Source organism: Gordonia sp. 34D (assembly GCF_056682775.1).
Window position 1 is genome coordinate 2,456,432 of sequence record NZ_CM155293.1, and the last position, 14,831, is coordinate 2,471,262.

Sequence of the window (14,831 nt, forward strand, 5' to 3'; positions counted from 1 at the left end):
CGGCGGAGCATGTTCGCGGACTACTTCGACGGCAGCCAGTTGCCGTGGAATCCCGCCGGGACTCGCTGTGGCAACGCGACGGAGGTGATGTCTTCGAGGGTGCGGGCATCGAGGATGGCGAGCCGCGTGGAATCGGCGGCCAGGTCGGTGACGAACCCGAGGACCGCGCCGTCGTCGAGGTCGGCTTCCGCCGATCGAGGCACAAAGGTGAACTCCCCCAACCGGATTCCCCTACCGAATCGGCGGGTCACCGGCTCGCTGCCATTGGCCTTCGTGCGGGCGAGCAGCCCACCAAACAGGTCGGAACCTTCGCCACCAACCACCCAACCGGACGCATGCTCGCGGCCGATGTACCGGTCGTCGATCCGCGGAAACTCCACAGCTTGGTCCAACAGCGGTTCACGCTTGCACGTCCGGCGCGCGGGATCGAGAATCCAGCGTTCCAGTCGCGGCGCCCCTTCGGTCGGGCCCTGATGGTCACGGTCGAAGCTCTTCTCGTGCACCACCAGATCCACGACCACCGCGCCGTCAACGTCCCATGCATTCATCGGGTGATAGACGAAGCATGGGTCGACGTCGATCCACACCACGTCGGCGTCCCCTCCTTCGCGCGGCATGAGGCCGACGCGCGCCGGGTACTTCCGGTTCCACCGGTACGGCAGCGACCCGGCGCCGCTCGAGGGCAGTCGATCGGACAGCGCGTGCGGCATCGGGACTCGCCCGACCATCGCCCCCAAGGCCAGCCTGGCCAGGGGTTGAACGGCGGCAGGCACCGACCCGCCGACGGCATCTCGCACGTCGAAGGTGACGGGAAGGTCGTACACGACGACAGTCGACTCGGTTAGCGAGAACGCATGCATCATCGGGCTGCCGCCGACGGTGATGTCGACGTGGCGGCGTTCGCGCCCATCGGTCCCAATCACCGAGTACCGCACCTTGTTTCCGCGACCGAAGTGATAGCTGACGGCGTGCAGTTCGCCGGTGATGGGGTCTTCTAGGGGGTGGGCGGTGAAGCCGCCGGTCACGGTTCCGTCGAAATCGCAGATGCCGAGGGTATCGAGATCGTCGGACAGTTCCGCACACGCGAGACCGGCTTCGACAAGGGCTAAGGTACGACCGCCAAATTCGATGACGTTGGTGTTGGCGCCGGCCCCGTGCAGGAACGACCGTCCGGCCTCGTCGGGCGCTGGCCGACCGAGTCGTCGCTCTGTGCGGGTGGAGTCGACCCAGCGGTTGCGGTACCAGCGTGCACGACCGTCGCCGAGGGCGATGCCGTGGACCATCCCGTCGCCGGTGAACCAGTTGTAGGTGTCAGGGTCCACGTCTGCGATGGGGTTGGGCCCGTTGCGGAGGTAGCGGCCATCGAGCCAGTCAGGCAGGGTCCCGGTGACCGCAAGGTCGCGTTCGGTGAGTTCGGTGCGCACCGGCGCGTATTCGCCGGCGAGAAATCGGTTGGTACTCATGCTCGCCTCCAGTTGCTTATAACACTGTTATAGGGAGACGATAACGCTGTTATGAGCGAAGGTAAAGAGGCAAAGTCAGATCCAGTGCGTGCGACGTTGACTGACGCGGCGTACCGCCTGATCACCGAGGAGGGAATCGAGGCGCTCACCGTCCGACGCCTCGCGCAAGAAGCCGGGACGTCGACGATGGCCGTCTACTCCCGGTTTGGAAGCATCAGCGCGGTCGCGAGCGAAGTATCTGAACGCGCCTTCGTCGACTTCGGAGCCGCCCTCACGGTCGCGGGCACAACTGACGACCCATTAGCCGACCTCATGTGCCAGGGCCTGGCGTACCTGCGCTTCGCGACGGCCAACCCTCTGCTCTACACGCTGATGTTCCAATACACGTCCAAGGAATGGGCGACCTCACACCGAAAGTCGTTGCTGCAAGAGGGCAGTCCCACCGACTCGGTGTCGGGGCGTGCCGCTTTCACGGCAATGGCCGAAACCGTGCGACGGGCCTCGCCTGCCGATACCGACGAAACGGCCCTCCTCATTCACGCTGGCGTGGTGTGGAGCACGGTCCACGGATTGGCGATGCTCTCGATCGCTGGCCATCTCGGCGGCGCACACGATCTCGTTGCGCGCAGCGGTCTCGTTACCCTCGCTGCTGGCTACGGCGTGGCACGGGCAGAGGCGGAAGCGGCTTTCGCCCGCGCCGAAAAGCGCATGGAGTGACTCGCGGTCTCCCAATCACCGCCTGCGCGCAATACTCCCCGTACGATTCCATGCATGTCAGGTCCTCTGCCCCCAAACCTAGGTGCCTCCGGGCCTAATTTCTCCATGCCGAGCGGCCCGCTCGTCATGATCGGCGACATTCAGTGCACGCAAACCCAGGTAATTACGCCGTCCGGGTCGTGCCCTACTGCCGGCGCCCACTGGACCGTTACCAACATGACGCAGACCCGCGAAGAGATCCCGCAGTGGGCCATTATCTGCGCGATTGTCGGAGCCTTCTTGATCTGCCTGTTTAGCCTGTTTTTCCTGCTGGTAAAGGAACGTCGCACCACGGGCGTGGTGCAGGTTATGGTTCAGAACGGGAACTTTGTCCACGTGACATCGGTGCCCGTGCAGTCGGACATGATGGTGGCCGATGTTCACAACCGAGTGAACTATGCGCGTTCTTTGGGCTCGACGTTCGCATAGTCACCCGAGAGTCGGGCATCGGGCTCAGTTGAGCGAGTTGTTGTAGAGCACGACGAAGACAATGACGATGATGATCGTGACGACCAAGCCAATGGCCATCCCTATCCATGCCCACATCGCCATCTTCTTTGACGATTCTGCAGCGGCATAGGCTTCCTGTTCCTGGCCCATGAACCACAGCCTCGAAACGGAATTTGCCTTCACAACCCCCACAATGCCAAGGATCAGCGGCGCGATTCCCAAAAGGAAGCCATAGCAGCTGAACGTCAACAATCCGCCGATCACGATCGCCAAAATCGATGAAACCTGACTGGTCGCCGGTGCTGGCCCGCGGTTCACACCGCCATAGCCGAGACCCGGATATGCCGGAACCGGAGCTGGGTAGTACGGCATCGGCTGCTGGGGCGCATAGCCTCCCTGCTGCTGGCCGTATGGGTCCGCAGTAAAGCCCTGGTATGCCGGGTTGGGCGGGAAGGCGGCCGGATCGGACTGCGGCGTCGACGGTGGAGGCACCGGCGGCGCAGGTGTACCGAAAGGTGGCTGGTCGCCAATCCCCCGAATTTCAGTTTCCGCGTACGCGGGCGTCCATTCGGTCTCGAAGTAGGGCGTTCCGACAGCTTCAGTCGGCGCGGCGCTCACCTCATCTGGCGACGAAACTGGTGCGGCGTCGCCGGTGCTGGACTTCTCCAAGTTCACCGTTTTCGGGTCGCGAAATTCGTCGGGCTTATCTGAATCAACCATGCTCCGGCTTTCTCACACTTTCAAACTAGAAAACGGCTCGATCGGGATATTGCGGATCACAAACCACCCTACGGTGACCACGAGAACCACCATTGGCGCCCAACGCAGATGCTGCCAACTTCGGACCCTAACTCCGGTCCACAAGCCGCGAACCCACGCCACGAACGCGAATGCCAGCAATGCCAGTGCGACTACGCCGAAAGCGTTGAAATGCAGTGCCGCCCCGATATCGCCATGCAACAGCGAATAGATGGCGCGCGTCGAACCGCATCCCGGACAGTTGATGTGCAGAAACGCGTTCGTTGGGCAAGGCGGGATGATGCCGCCAGGTGTTGTCGGATCAGCGAACCAAATGAAGGTTCCCGCCATGATCGCGCCGATGACCACGAGAGTTGGACCGGCAACCTTGTGCTTCGCCACAGCCTCCGCTGCGGCAAGAACACTGCCCCGGGAAGCAGCGCCAGCCAAGGGCCGATCCACCTTAGGTCCACTCATGTCGATTAGTACGGGGTTGTGTAAGTCGTCGTTGTATCAACATTGTTGACGAGGACCGCAATGAAAATAACGTACGCGATCACCGAGAGAACGGTCACGGTAAACCCGATTATGGCACCCCACATTGCCCACTTCTTCGCGTCGTCAGCGGCCTGCTGCGCACCAGCAAAATCGCCCATAGCCCACAGTTTGCTGACCGACGTTGACTTCACGATCGAGACGATACCCAGGGGGAGGCAGCACAGGACGGTGCACAGGATGGCCCAAACCAGGTTGTTGTCGGGTTCCATTCCCGGCGCTGCTCCCTGGTAGCCGTACTGCGGAGCGCCGCCGTACTGCGGAGCGCCATACGAAGATTGTGGGGCACCGTACTGTGGCTGCGGAACGCCGAATTGAGTCCGATCGTAAGGAGAGCCTCCCTGCGGATCGCTGGGAGTTCCACCGAACTGCGGATCACCGGGATTGAAGTTGGGATCATTCGGATTCGTCATGGCTGGGCGGGTTCCTTTCAAAGAACGAGTCCTCGAAACTCTAACCGGAAGTCCGCATCACCTGCATCATTGGATGGTTGCGCGTCAATCAGCCAGTGGACGAGTCCCCACCCGGCGGCGCTAATTGGCTCGCCGCCGCATCCAAATGGAGGTTCAAACTTTGAGTGCAGCGAATGGCGCGAACGGAAGATTGCGGACGATAAACCACACCACGAGAACTGTCACGATTCCCGTGGGAACAAGACGGTGGGTAAACAAACTACGCGGCGGCCTGCCCAGCCATGTCCGGACCACGTAGCGGATGTAGACCGCGGCAATCAGAAACAGTCCCGCGATGGCGAGCGCGTTGAAGTGCAATGCCGCGCCGATGTCGCCATGGATCAAGCTGTAGATGGCCCGAGACAACCCGCATCCCGGGCAGTTGATGTGCAGTAAGGCGTTGGTCGGGCAGGGCGGTATCACCCCGCCCGGCGTCGTCGGGTCAGCAATCCACACGCCAACACCGACCGCTATCGCTCCAGCCAGGACCAACGCCGGACCAATGACCGGATGCGTCGCCACCTTCTTTGCGGCGGCGACGCCCCGGTCACTGGTCAGCGTGTGGTCAGTCAACTACTACGAATTTGTTAGTTCGTGGTGCTGAAGTCGTAGTACCCAACACCCGAACCGGTGACAGCCAGCACGATGAGCAAGACGATCCACAACACAATCGACACGCCAAAGATGATCCAAGCGATGTTCGACCACTTCTTAGCCTCGGCTGCTGCCGCATGCGAACCGGCAGCATCACCCATTGACCACAGACTGTTGACCGAGTTGGCCTTCACAATCGCCATGATGCCGAAAACACCGCCAACTAGGCTAATGCAGCTCGCACACATGAACAGGAAGCTCAAAACGGTAACCACGATCGACGATGCCATACTGTTGGGCGGCGGGGGCCCAGCCGGCATCCCCACCTGCGGCTGCCCATACTGCGGCTGCCCATACTGTGGGGCTCCGTAATTGGGGACGCCGCCATAGTTGGGATCTCCACCAAGATTCGGATTACCTCCGAGATTCGGGTCGCCGCCTGGATTCGGCGTACTTCCGTAGCCGCCGAACTGAGGATCGGGATTGTTCTGGCCGCCGATTGGCTGCTCGTCCGGGTTCTGCCCGGGGTAGTCATTCGGGTTCGTCATTAGCTTATCCAGTTCCTCTCGATGTACTTCAGTCATCGAACCCTAACGTAGGAAACACGACAATGTGCGGAACGCGAGACCGCTGAGGTCGCTCTGTTTGCGCTTACTTCTCCGGACCGTCGTGCCCGCGCAACGCTTCGAGCGCGGCCCGGATGCGCGCCGTGTCGGCGCTCGTCCAGCCCGCCGGCTGCGTCACTGCCACCCAGCCATCAAGAATGACGGTGCCGTAGTTGTGTCCGTGCCCATCCGGTACCCCGGCGGCATTTCCAAGGTCCGCACTGACCTGCCAGAACGTGACGATCGGATACCAGCGCATGGTGGCGGTTCGATCCCCGCCCGCAGGCTCTTTCAACCAATCGGGCTTGGTGAACATCAGGTCCGGCGACCACCACACCACCGGATCGGAGCGGTGCTGGATGTAGAGAACCCGCGGTGCAAGCCACTCGGTGGGGTTTCGCTCAATACCGGCCGCATCATTCGCGAACCGGACGACGAGACCGTTGGCATAGGTCGGTTCCGCCTCCGGTGTCCCTGGGTCTCGGCGCTTCTCCAAAGCACTCCACAGCGGATTGGAGTTCGGGGGCCCCACCCACAGCACGCCATCGACCATGGAGCGGATGTCGTTGAGATCGTCGAACGCCCCCTCGCCCGCCTGGGTACCGAGGCTTTCCCCGTACACAAACAGTTTGGGACGATGATCGGGTGGCTTCGTCAGCCACCGGTCGTGGACGGCAGTCACCAGCTTCCGGCCAGCTTCGGCGGCCTTCTCCCGGTCGGCGAGGAACGAGATCCAACTCGGCAGGTACGAGTACTGGGCGGCAACCAACGCGCTATCGCCGTTTGCAACCAGTTCGAAAGTTTGTGCCGCCGTTGGATTTACCCAGCCGGTGCCCGTCGTGGGGATGATGACGAGCGTCTTGCGGTCGAACGCCCCGGTCCGTTCCAACTCGTCGACGATCAGCTTCATTTGTGCGTCAAGCCCGTCGGCCGACTCTAGTCCCGCATAGACGCGGATCGGCTCCTTGGCCGGAGCACCATTGAACTTGGCGAGTTCGGCGGCACTTATCCCCCCGGACACAAAGTTGCGGCCCTCAAATCCCAAGGAGTCCCATGCAGCCAGCGACTCTGGGCTGCCTGATTTCTCGGGGAGCGTCGGCCGTTCGGCACCGTCGCGAGTGCTGTCGTTTTGGACGCTGAACACCGAATTCATCGCCGCGTAGGTACCGCGGACCGCAACACCGTCAATCAGCCCGTAGATCACCACCAGCATCACCGTCATCGACGCGATCCCCGCCACGCGGCGCGGAATCTTCAGCACCCGATTCAGTTTTCGCGCCAGCCACCGGAAAATGTCACGCAAAACCCTGGCCACCGCGACGATTCCCATCGCGATCACAACACTCAACAGCATCGCGCGCAGATAGCCGAAGAAGGTCGGCCGCTCCGACCCCATCAGGATCGCCAACTCGTCCTGCCAGCGCACACCGTAAAACAAGGCGATCAAGGCCGCCGCGAGGCAAACCAGCGGCAGTCCGATCCGGACCAGCCTTCGGACCCGCACCGGCAACGGCCACCATGACAGGTTGGGCAACAGCAGTCGTCGAGCTGCCCACGACAGCAACACCCCGACCCCGTAGCCGGTGGCCGCGGTGACTCCCCCGATCAGCCCCTGAAACGCCCAATCGCGCGGAAGCAATGACGGTGTCAGTGACAGGACGTAGAAGAGCGTGCCGAGCGCCAACCCCGGGAGATCGATGCGAAACACCCGTATTACCCGCGTAATGGCCGATCCCGCCCACATTGATCGATGACGAACGACGGCGCGCGGATTTCTCCGCCGCGCCGCCGTTGTCGTCGGTGTAGACCGGGTCAAGTAACTACCCGAAGAGTGCGGGCAACGTTCCCTCGTGGACAGCGCGCAGTTCGTCGAGCTTCACCTCAAAGTGATCCTGGACCTCGAGTGCGTCGCTGCCCTGGTCGACGACGCCGATGCGCGTCCACGGCATGCCGCGAGCGTCGAGGATCGACGTGAACCGTGACTCCTCGGTGCGCGGAACGGCAACCAGTACGCGGCCAGCCGACTCCGAGAACAGGGTGACGAACGGGTCGGCACCCGCGGGAAGCAAGATCCGACAACCAGTTTCGCCAGCCAGTGCGGCTTCGGCAACAGCCTGGATGAGGCCGCCTTCGGAAAGATCGTGTGCAGCCGAAACCAAACCGTCGCGCGAGGCGGCGATCAGGATCTCCCCCAGCAGACGCTCACGCTCGAGGTCAACCTTCGGCGGCACGCCACCGAGATGATCGTGCTCCACCTGGGCCCAGATGGAACCGTCGAACTCGTCGAGGGTCTCACCGAGCAAGATCAGCGTCTCGCCCGGCTCGGTACCAATGTCGGTGGGGGTACGACGACGAACGTCGTCGATCACGCCGAGCACACCGACGACGGGCGTCGGCAGGATCGGGGTGGAACCGGTCTGGTTGTAGAAGCTCACGTTGCCGCCGGTCACCGGGATGCCGAGCGTGGCGCAACCATCGGCAAGACCGCGGACGGCCTGGCTGAACTGCCACATGACAGCCGGATCCTCGGGCGAACCGAAGTTCAGGCAGTTGGTGACGGCGCGCGGCTTGGCACCGGTCACCACCACGTTGCGGTAAGCCTCGGCCAGCGCCAGCTGCGCGCCGGTGTACGGATCGAGGTAGGTGTAGCGGCCCGAGGCGTCGGTCGAGATCGCGATGCCGCGACCGGTCTCCTCGTCGATGCGGATAACACCGGAGTCGGCGTGCTCTGCGAGAACAGTGTTGCCGCGGACGTAGCGGTCGTATTGCTCGGTGATGAACTTACGGCTGCACAGCGCGGGGCTGGCGAGCAACTTCAAGAACGTGGCACGCAGTTCCTCATCGGTGCTCGGACGCGCCAAGTTTGCGGTAGTCGAAGCGATGACGGTGTCTTGCCAATCCGGGCGAGCGACGGGGCGTTCGTACACCGGGCCGTCGTGGGCGACAGTGCGCGGCGGCACGTCGACGACGGTCTCGCCGTGCCAGTTGACGACCAGGTTTTCGCCGTCGGTGACCTCACCGATGACGGTCGCGAGGACATCCCACTTGCGGCACACTTCCATGAACTTTTCGACGTTCTCGGGCGTCACAACGGCGCACATGCGCTCCTGCGACTCCGACGACAGAACCTCCGCGGCAGTCATACCGACCGCGCGGGTCGGAACCAGATCCAGGTCGATGTGCATGCCACCGTCACCGGCAGCAGCCAACTCGCTGGTGGCGCACGACAGGCCGGCACCGCCCAAGTCCTGAATACCCACAACCAACTCGGCCTTGTATAGGTCGAGGCAGCACTCGATCAGCACCTTCTCGGTGAAGGGGTCGCCAACCTGGACGCTCGGGAGCTTCTTGCGGTTGGGGCCGGACTCATCGCTGTCGTCGAAGGTTTCCGATGCGAGCACCGATACGCCGCCGATGCCGTCGAGGCCGGTGCGCGCACCGAACAGGATGATCTTGTTGCCAGTGCCCGATGCGAATGCCAGGTGCAGGTCTTCGGTGCGGAGGACGCCGGCGCAGAGGGCGTTGACGAGCGGGTTGCCCTGGTAGCTGGCGTCGAAGACGGTCTCGCCACCGATGTTCGGCAGGCCGAGGGAGTTACCGTAGCCACCAACTCCGCGGACCACGCCGTCGACCACGCGTCGGGTGTCGGGGGCGTCAGCCGCGCCGAAACGCAATTGGTCCATCACGGCAATCGGGCGGGCACCCATAGCCATGATGTCGCGAACGATGCCGCCCACGCCGGTTGCCGCACCCTGATAGGGCTCGACGTAGCTCGGGTGGTTGTGCGACTCCACCTTGAAGGTCACTGCCCAACCGTCGCCGACGTCGACAACGCCTGCGTTCTCACCAATGCCGGCGAGCATGCCCGCCTTCATCTCTTCGGTGGTGGTTTCACCGAAGTAGCGCAGATGCACCTTCGACGACTTGTAGCTGCAATGCTCCGACCACATCACCGAATACATCGCCAATTCGGCGTCGGTGGGGCGACGACCGAGGATCTCGCGGATCCGGGCGTATTCGTCGTCCTTGAGGCCGAGCTCAGCAAAGGGCTGCGGCAAATCGGGGGTATCGGTGGCGTGGGAAACGGTATCGACCTGGGCACTCACGCCCCACAGTCTATGCGAGTCCCGCGCGAGGTGTAGATGCGGTTGATCACGTCGAGTAATCAAGCCATTGGCGAATGCACCGAAACGGCCCTGCGGCTGGGCCGCGCTGCTTTAAAGTCGCCTCCACACGCTTCTTGATTCGGGGGGATCAGAAATGAACGTCGGAAGCCGGACACCACGCGGAGTAGCCACTAAACCTGCAGCTAGGGACTACTTCATCGCCGGACTGACGGCTCTTGGACTACTCGTCGGCGATACTCCTCCCGACCGCGAGCGCGCACTCCGAGCCTTCGGTAGGGCCACCGCATTGAACCCCAACAGCGGCGACGCGTGGCTTGGTCGGGTGGCGGCTGGCGATCGGTCCGGGCCCACACTGCTGGGGTTGTATCGGGCACGCGCTTCGGTGGGTGCCGATCAGCGGCGGATGGGACTTCGACCCGGGACACTTTCCGGGCATCTACCGACCGGGCTGTTTATCGATCTACCGATCACCAATACCGACCAGGTTGCCGCGGCGTATGCCGCGTCGTTGCTGGTCGGCGGAGACCTTGACGGTGCCGCCGACGTGCTTGCCGAACTGACCGGCAGCGACCCGTCCGTCGTCTTCTGCCGCGCACTCCTGGATCTGCGTCGCAAGAGGTGGCGGGCAGTGCTCGATACGCTCGCCGCCACCTCTTGGGTCGACGAATATCTGTGCGCCGCTGCCGACTTCCTGGGCGGTACCGCCTGCGTGCAACTAGGACTGTTCGACGAAGGCCTTCGCCGACTCGAATCCGTGCGAAGCTCAGCACTGACGAACGCCCACCCGCAGGCAGTGTTCATGATTGGGATGGCGCACCGGACTCGTGGCGATGAAGCGCTGGCTCACCCCTGTTTCGAGGAGGCCTGCGCGCTGGACCCGGGACTGTCCGAGGCGGCACGTGCCCTCGCCGAACCGGCTTACCGACTCGCTATCGGCACCGAAGACTCCTCGCGGACAGCATCGAAGTCCGCATCGCCACAAAGCGTTGGTCGTGAGGTAGCGGTCCGCGCCGTGACTGACGAACTCGACGCACAGGTAGGGCTCACTGAAGTGAAGGCACAGGTGGAACGACTCCGCGCGGCGGTGACTCTGGCCGCTGTGCGCGCAGACAAGGGACTGCGAACTCAATCGCGGAGCCTGCACTTGGCGTTCACCGGCCCTCCCGGAACCGGCAAGACCACTGTCGCCCGCCTGGTGGCCCGACTGTATTGCGCGCTGGGGCTTCTCGCGACCGATACCGTGGTGGAGGTCAGTCGCAAAGACCTGGTTGGCCAGCATCTCGGTGCCACTGCCCCCAAAACTTCGGCCGTGGTCGACTCGGCTCTCGACGGTGTGCTGTTCATCGACGAGGCATACGCCCTAATTCAGGAGGGGCTCTCCGGCGGTGACGCCTTCGGCCGCGAAGCGATCGACACCTTACTTGCCCGCATGGAGAACAACCGCGACCGCCTTGTCGTCATCATTGCTGGCTACGACGAGGAGATCGACCGACTCCTCGCGGCGAACGAGGGGCTCGCTTCGCGCTTTGCCCGCCGGATCCGGTTCGCCTCCTACACCCCGGGTGAGCTCATTCGCATTGCCGAAACTCTGGCCGCGCAACGCGATACCCGTCTATCTGCAGATGCGGCCGCAGTGCTGGAATCAGAGTTCGCGGCGCTTTATGACGACACATCAGGAGGTCGCCGGGCCTCCGACATCGCGGGCAACGGCCGGTTTGTTCGCAACATCATCGAAGCGGCCGAGGAAGAGCGCGAACTGAGATTGGCGGCCAGCGCCGATTTGGCGGCGCTGACGGACGTCGATCTCATGACGCTCACCGGTGCCGACGTCCACGCCGCGTTGACGCGCCGATAGCCAGCGTTCGGCGGCAAAGCGCTGGCCCCTCGCTACGATCGGCCGATGATTGATCCGCAAGTCCACGTCACGAGCCTGCGCCGAAAGTCGCGACTGTACCTGGTTGCCGGAATCCTTACCGGGTTCGTCGGCTTCCTCTCCGTGATGGGCACCCTCGCTAACCCCGTACCCGTCGCGTCCGGAGGAATCGCTTACCTCGCCGGACGACTGGTGGCGATGTTTGTCATGATCGGCATCCCCATCATCGCGTCGATCCTGTGCTTTCAGCGTCGCAAGAAGGTGTTGGCCGACCTCGCGACGGTCGAAGCAGGCATTCGGTAGTACCGGACAGTTCCGGCCCTACAGCCCCAACTCTCGGAAAATTCGGTCGGCTATCTCAGCCGGGGAGCCGTCGCCCGGCACCACCACCAGATCGGCGTTCTCCGGCCGCTCGTACGGCGAGTCAATCCCGGTGAACTGAGTAATCTCGCCAGCGCGAGCCTTGGCGTACAGGCCCTTCGGGTCGCGAGCCTCGCAGTCGGCGAGCGGCGTGTCGACAAAGATTTCGTAGAACGGCAAGTCGGCGGCCTCGTGAATCTCGCGGGCCCGCTGCCGTTCGGCGGCGAAGGGGCTGATCAGCGACACCAGCGCGACGGCACCCGAGTCGGCAAACAGTGATGCCACCTCCGACGTGCGACGAATGTTCTCTCGACGGTCGTCGTCACTGAAACCGAGATCACTGTTGAGACCATGCCGCAGGTTGTCCCCGTCGAGCAGGTAGGCCGCACGACCTTCAGCAACGAGTCGGCGTTCCAATTCCATGGCGATGGTCGACTTGCCCGAGCCGGACAGGCCCGTGAGCCACAACGTGGCACCGCGGTTGGCACGCGCCTCGCGCGATACCTTGGTCGACTGCCACACCACCTGGGTGTCGTGGGCCAGCGGTGCACTGATCATGCCTGCGGCGACGGTTGCATTGGTGGCTTCGTCGATCAGGATGAAACTACCGGTCGCCCGGTTACGGCGATATTCGTCGAACATCACCGGCTGCTGCGCATGCAATGACAGGCGCCCGATCTCGTTCAGCGCCAACGACTTTGCTTCTTCGTCCCGGTGCAGCGAGTTGACGTCGAGGCGGTAGTTGAGGCCGTCGACCCGGACTCGAGTCTCGCGGGTTCCACACAGCATCAGGTAGGTGCTGCCCGCCGACAGTTGGCTGCTTTCGGAGAACCAACACACCATGGCGTCGAGTTCGCGGCCCACGTGCGGGCGGTTGTTGGGTCGCACCAGCATGTCGCCGCGCACAATGTCGATCTCATCTTCGAGGGCAATCGACACCGCCATGGAAGCGAAGGCTTCGTCGAGTTCGACGCCGCCCGGCCCCCAAATCTTGGCGACCGTGGTGCCGAAACCGCCCGGCAATGCCACCACTTTGTCGCCGACGGCAAAGGTGCCGCCAGCGACGGTTCCGGCGAACGCGCGGTGGTCGAAGCCGTCGCTGCGCTGGGGTCGGATCACGTACTGGACGGGGAATCGGGCATCGCGGAGGTTGCGGTCGGATGCGATGTAGACGTTCTCGAGGTGACTCAGCAGCGGGCGACCGCTGTACCAAGGCATGTTCTCGGAGCGGTCAACCACGTTGTCGCCGCGCAACGCAGAGATCGGGATAAAGGTCAGGTCGCTGATATTGAGCTTGGCCGCAAACGACACCATGTCGTCGTGGATCTCGTCGAACCGTTCTTGCGAATAGTCGACGAGGTCCATCTTGTTGACGCAGACCGCCAGTCGCGGGATCCCGAGCAGCGACGACAAGAAGGCGTGCCGTCGGGTCTGCTCCAAAACACCTTTGCGGGCGTCGATGAGAATGATCGCGAGGTCGGCGGTCGACGCTCCGGTCACCATGTTGCGCGTGTACTGCACGTGCCCCGGAGAGTCGGCGATGATGAACTTCCGCGCCGCAGTGGCGAAGTAGCGGTACGCCACGTCGATGGTGATGCCCTGTTCGCGTTCGGCTCGCAGGCCGTCAGTGAGAAGTGCGAGGTCGGCATATTCGTCACCACGCTGGGCGGAGGTGCGTTCGATGGCTTCGAGTTGGTCGGTGAGGATCGACTTCGAGTCGTACAACAGTCGACCGATGAGGGTCGACTTACCGTCGTCGACGCTGCCCGCTGTCGCGATACGCAACAGTTCGGCCGGTGCGACCGTCTCCGTCTCAAACTCTGCCCCCACGTTGGGCGTCTGCAGGTCAGAGCTCATCAGAAGTAGCCTTCCTTCTTGCGATCTTCCATACCGGCTTCGGAGATACGATCGTCGGCGCGAGTGGCGCCGCGTTCGGTGATCCGCGTGGAGGCGATTTCGGCGATCACCTTCTCGATTGTGTCGGCGTCGCTCTCGACGCAGCCGGTGCAGGTGGCGTCGCCGACCGTCCGGAACCGGACACGTTCGACGTGCGCGGTTTCGCCGGGGTAGGTCTCAAGGAACCTTGTTTGGGCCAGCAGCATGCCGTCGCGCGGGACCACTTCGCGTTCGTGTGCGTAGTAGATCGACGGGAGGTCGATGTTCTCCGCTTCGATGTAGTTCCAGATATCGAGTTCGGTCCAGTTACTGAGCGGGAACACCCGGATATTCTCACCGCGCTTGCAGTGACCGTTGTAGAGGTTCCACAGTTCTGGCCGCTGGTTTCGGGGATCCCAGGCACCAAACGAGTCACGGAAACTGAAGATGCGTTCCTTGGCTCGGGCCTTCTCTTCGTCGCGGCGGGCACCGCCGAAAACGGCATCGAACTTGTTGTCGCTGATGCCACGCAATAGGGCTGCCGTCTGCAGTCGATTGCGGGAGGTGCCGGGGCCGGTCTGGTCGACCACACGACCGGCATCGATGTCATCTTGGACGCTGCTCACGATGAGTTTGACGCCGGTTTCGGCAACCACGCGGTCGCGGAACTCGATCACTTCGTCGAAGTTGTGACCGGTGTCGATGTGCATTAGAGGGAACGGAACCGGCGCGGGCCAGAACGCCTTCTGTGCAACGTGGAACATGACGACGGAGTCTTTGCCGCCGGAGAACAGCATGGCCGGACGTTCGAACGTCGCGGCGACCTCGCGGAAGATGTAGATGGCTTCGGCTTCGAGCTCTTCGAGAGTCGTGAGCTCGTATCGCGGACGCGAACCCGAGTGGGCACCGTTGGCGACGGGCGGATGCGTTCCGTCAGGCGAGGTGATCATCTTCCAGCGCTTCCCTTGACGTGTCGAATATTC

The 14,831-nt window shown here is 63.0% G+C and carries 14 protein-coding genes; 4 read left to right on the forward strand and 10 right to left on the reverse strand.

Annotation, left to right across the window (positions count from 1 at the left end):
- Positions 1 to 20: 20 nt before the first annotated feature.
- The gene (locus AC1L34_RS11375; protein WP_424322247.1) at positions 21 to 1,463 is read right to left on the reverse strand and encodes a carotenoid oxygenase family protein; all 1,443 of its coding nucleotides are present in this window, start codon (positions 1,461 to 1,463) and stop codon (positions 21 to 23) included.
- A gap of 51 nt (positions 1,464 to 1,514) precedes the next feature.
- On the opposite strand from AC1L34_RS11375, the gene AC1L34_RS11380 reads away from it, so the two are divergent.
- Positions 1,515 to 2,180, forward strand: coding sequence for a TetR/AcrR family transcriptional regulator (locus tag AC1L34_RS11380; RefSeq protein WP_424295862.1), 666 nt, complete (start codon positions 1,515 to 1,517; stop codon positions 2,178 to 2,180).
- 105 nt (positions 2,181 to 2,285) lie between these two features.
- A complete protein-coding gene (locus tag AC1L34_RS11385; protein WP_424295864.1) occupies positions 2,286 to 2,648 on the forward strand; it encodes a hypothetical protein in 363 nt (120 codons plus the stop codon).
- Between the two features lie 24 nt (positions 2,649 to 2,672).
- Here AC1L34_RS11385 and AC1L34_RS11390 read toward each other — a convergent pair whose 3' ends face one another.
- The 7 genes from AC1L34_RS11390 to purL all read right to left on the reverse strand — a co-directional run bounded on the left by AC1L34_RS11390 (position 2,673) and on the right by purL (position 9,719).
- Positions 2,673 to 3,389 (reverse strand): hypothetical protein, encoded by a 717-nt coding sequence (locus AC1L34_RS11390; RefSeq protein WP_424322249.1) that lies wholly within the window; start codon positions 3,387 to 3,389, stop codon positions 2,673 to 2,675.
- A gap of 12 nt (positions 3,390 to 3,401) precedes the next feature.
- A complete protein-coding gene (locus AC1L34_RS11395; protein ID WP_424322250.1) occupies positions 3,402 to 3,884 on the reverse strand; it encodes a DUF2752 domain-containing protein in 483 nt (160 codons plus the stop codon).
- A gap of 5 nt (positions 3,885 to 3,889) precedes the next feature.
- Positions 3,890 to 4,375 (reverse strand): CD225/dispanin family protein, encoded by a 486-nt coding sequence (locus AC1L34_RS11400; protein ID WP_424322251.1) that lies wholly within the window; start codon positions 4,373 to 4,375, stop codon positions 3,890 to 3,892.
- Positions 4,376 to 4,528: 153 nt separating this feature from the next.
- Entirely contained in the window at positions 4,529 to 4,987 is a 459-nt protein-coding gene (locus AC1L34_RS11405; RefSeq protein ID WP_424322252.1) for a DUF2752 domain-containing protein, read from the reverse strand.
- A 14-nt stretch (positions 4,988 to 5,001) separates the two neighbouring features.
- On the reverse strand, positions 5,002 to 5,556 hold the full coding sequence (locus AC1L34_RS11410; RefSeq protein ID WP_424322253.1) for a CD225/dispanin family protein: 555 nt from the start codon (positions 5,554 to 5,556) through the stop codon (positions 5,002 to 5,004).
- A 103-nt stretch (positions 5,557 to 5,659) separates the two neighbouring features.
- Positions 5,660 to 7,357 carry an alpha/beta hydrolase gene (locus AC1L34_RS11415; protein WP_424295871.1) on the reverse strand — a complete coding sequence of 566 codons (1,698 nt, stop codon included), beginning with the start codon at positions 7,355 to 7,357 and terminating at the stop codon, positions 5,660 to 5,662.
- A 76-nt stretch (positions 7,358 to 7,433) separates the two neighbouring features.
- Entirely contained in the window at positions 7,434 to 9,719 is a 2,286-nt protein-coding gene (purL, locus tag AC1L34_RS11420; protein ID WP_424295873.1) for a phosphoribosylformylglycinamidine synthase subunit PurL, read from the reverse strand.
- 154 nt (positions 9,720 to 9,873) lie between these two features.
- Here purL and eccA point away from each other — a divergent pair, with 154 nt between their 5' ends.
- Complete coding sequence (eccA, locus tag AC1L34_RS11425) at positions 9,874 to 11,595, forward strand: type VII secretion AAA-ATPase EccA (RefSeq protein ID WP_480034791.1); 1,722 nt, start codon at positions 9,874 to 9,876, stop codon at positions 11,593 to 11,595.
- Between the two features lie 45 nt (positions 11,596 to 11,640).
- The gene (locus AC1L34_RS11430; RefSeq protein WP_480034792.1) at positions 11,641 to 11,916 is read left to right on the forward strand and encodes a hypothetical protein; all 276 of its coding nucleotides are present in this window, start codon (positions 11,641 to 11,643) and stop codon (positions 11,914 to 11,916) included.
- An 18-nt stretch (positions 11,917 to 11,934) separates the two neighbouring features.
- Here the strand turns inward: AC1L34_RS11430 and cysC are convergent, their stop codons facing one another.
- Positions 11,935 to 13,830 (reverse strand): adenylyl-sulfate kinase, encoded by a 1,896-nt coding sequence (cysC, locus tag AC1L34_RS11435; RefSeq protein ID WP_424295876.1) that lies wholly within the window; start codon positions 13,828 to 13,830, stop codon positions 11,935 to 11,937.
- Positions 13,830 to 14,798: a sulfate adenylyltransferase subunit CysD gene (cysD, locus tag AC1L34_RS11440; RefSeq protein WP_424295878.1), complete on the reverse strand. Its 969-nt coding sequence runs from the start codon at positions 14,796 to 14,798 to the stop codon at positions 13,830 to 13,832. Before cysD ends, cysC begins: the two co-directional genes overlap by 1 nt.
- Positions 14,799 to 14,831: the final 33 nt, after the last annotated feature.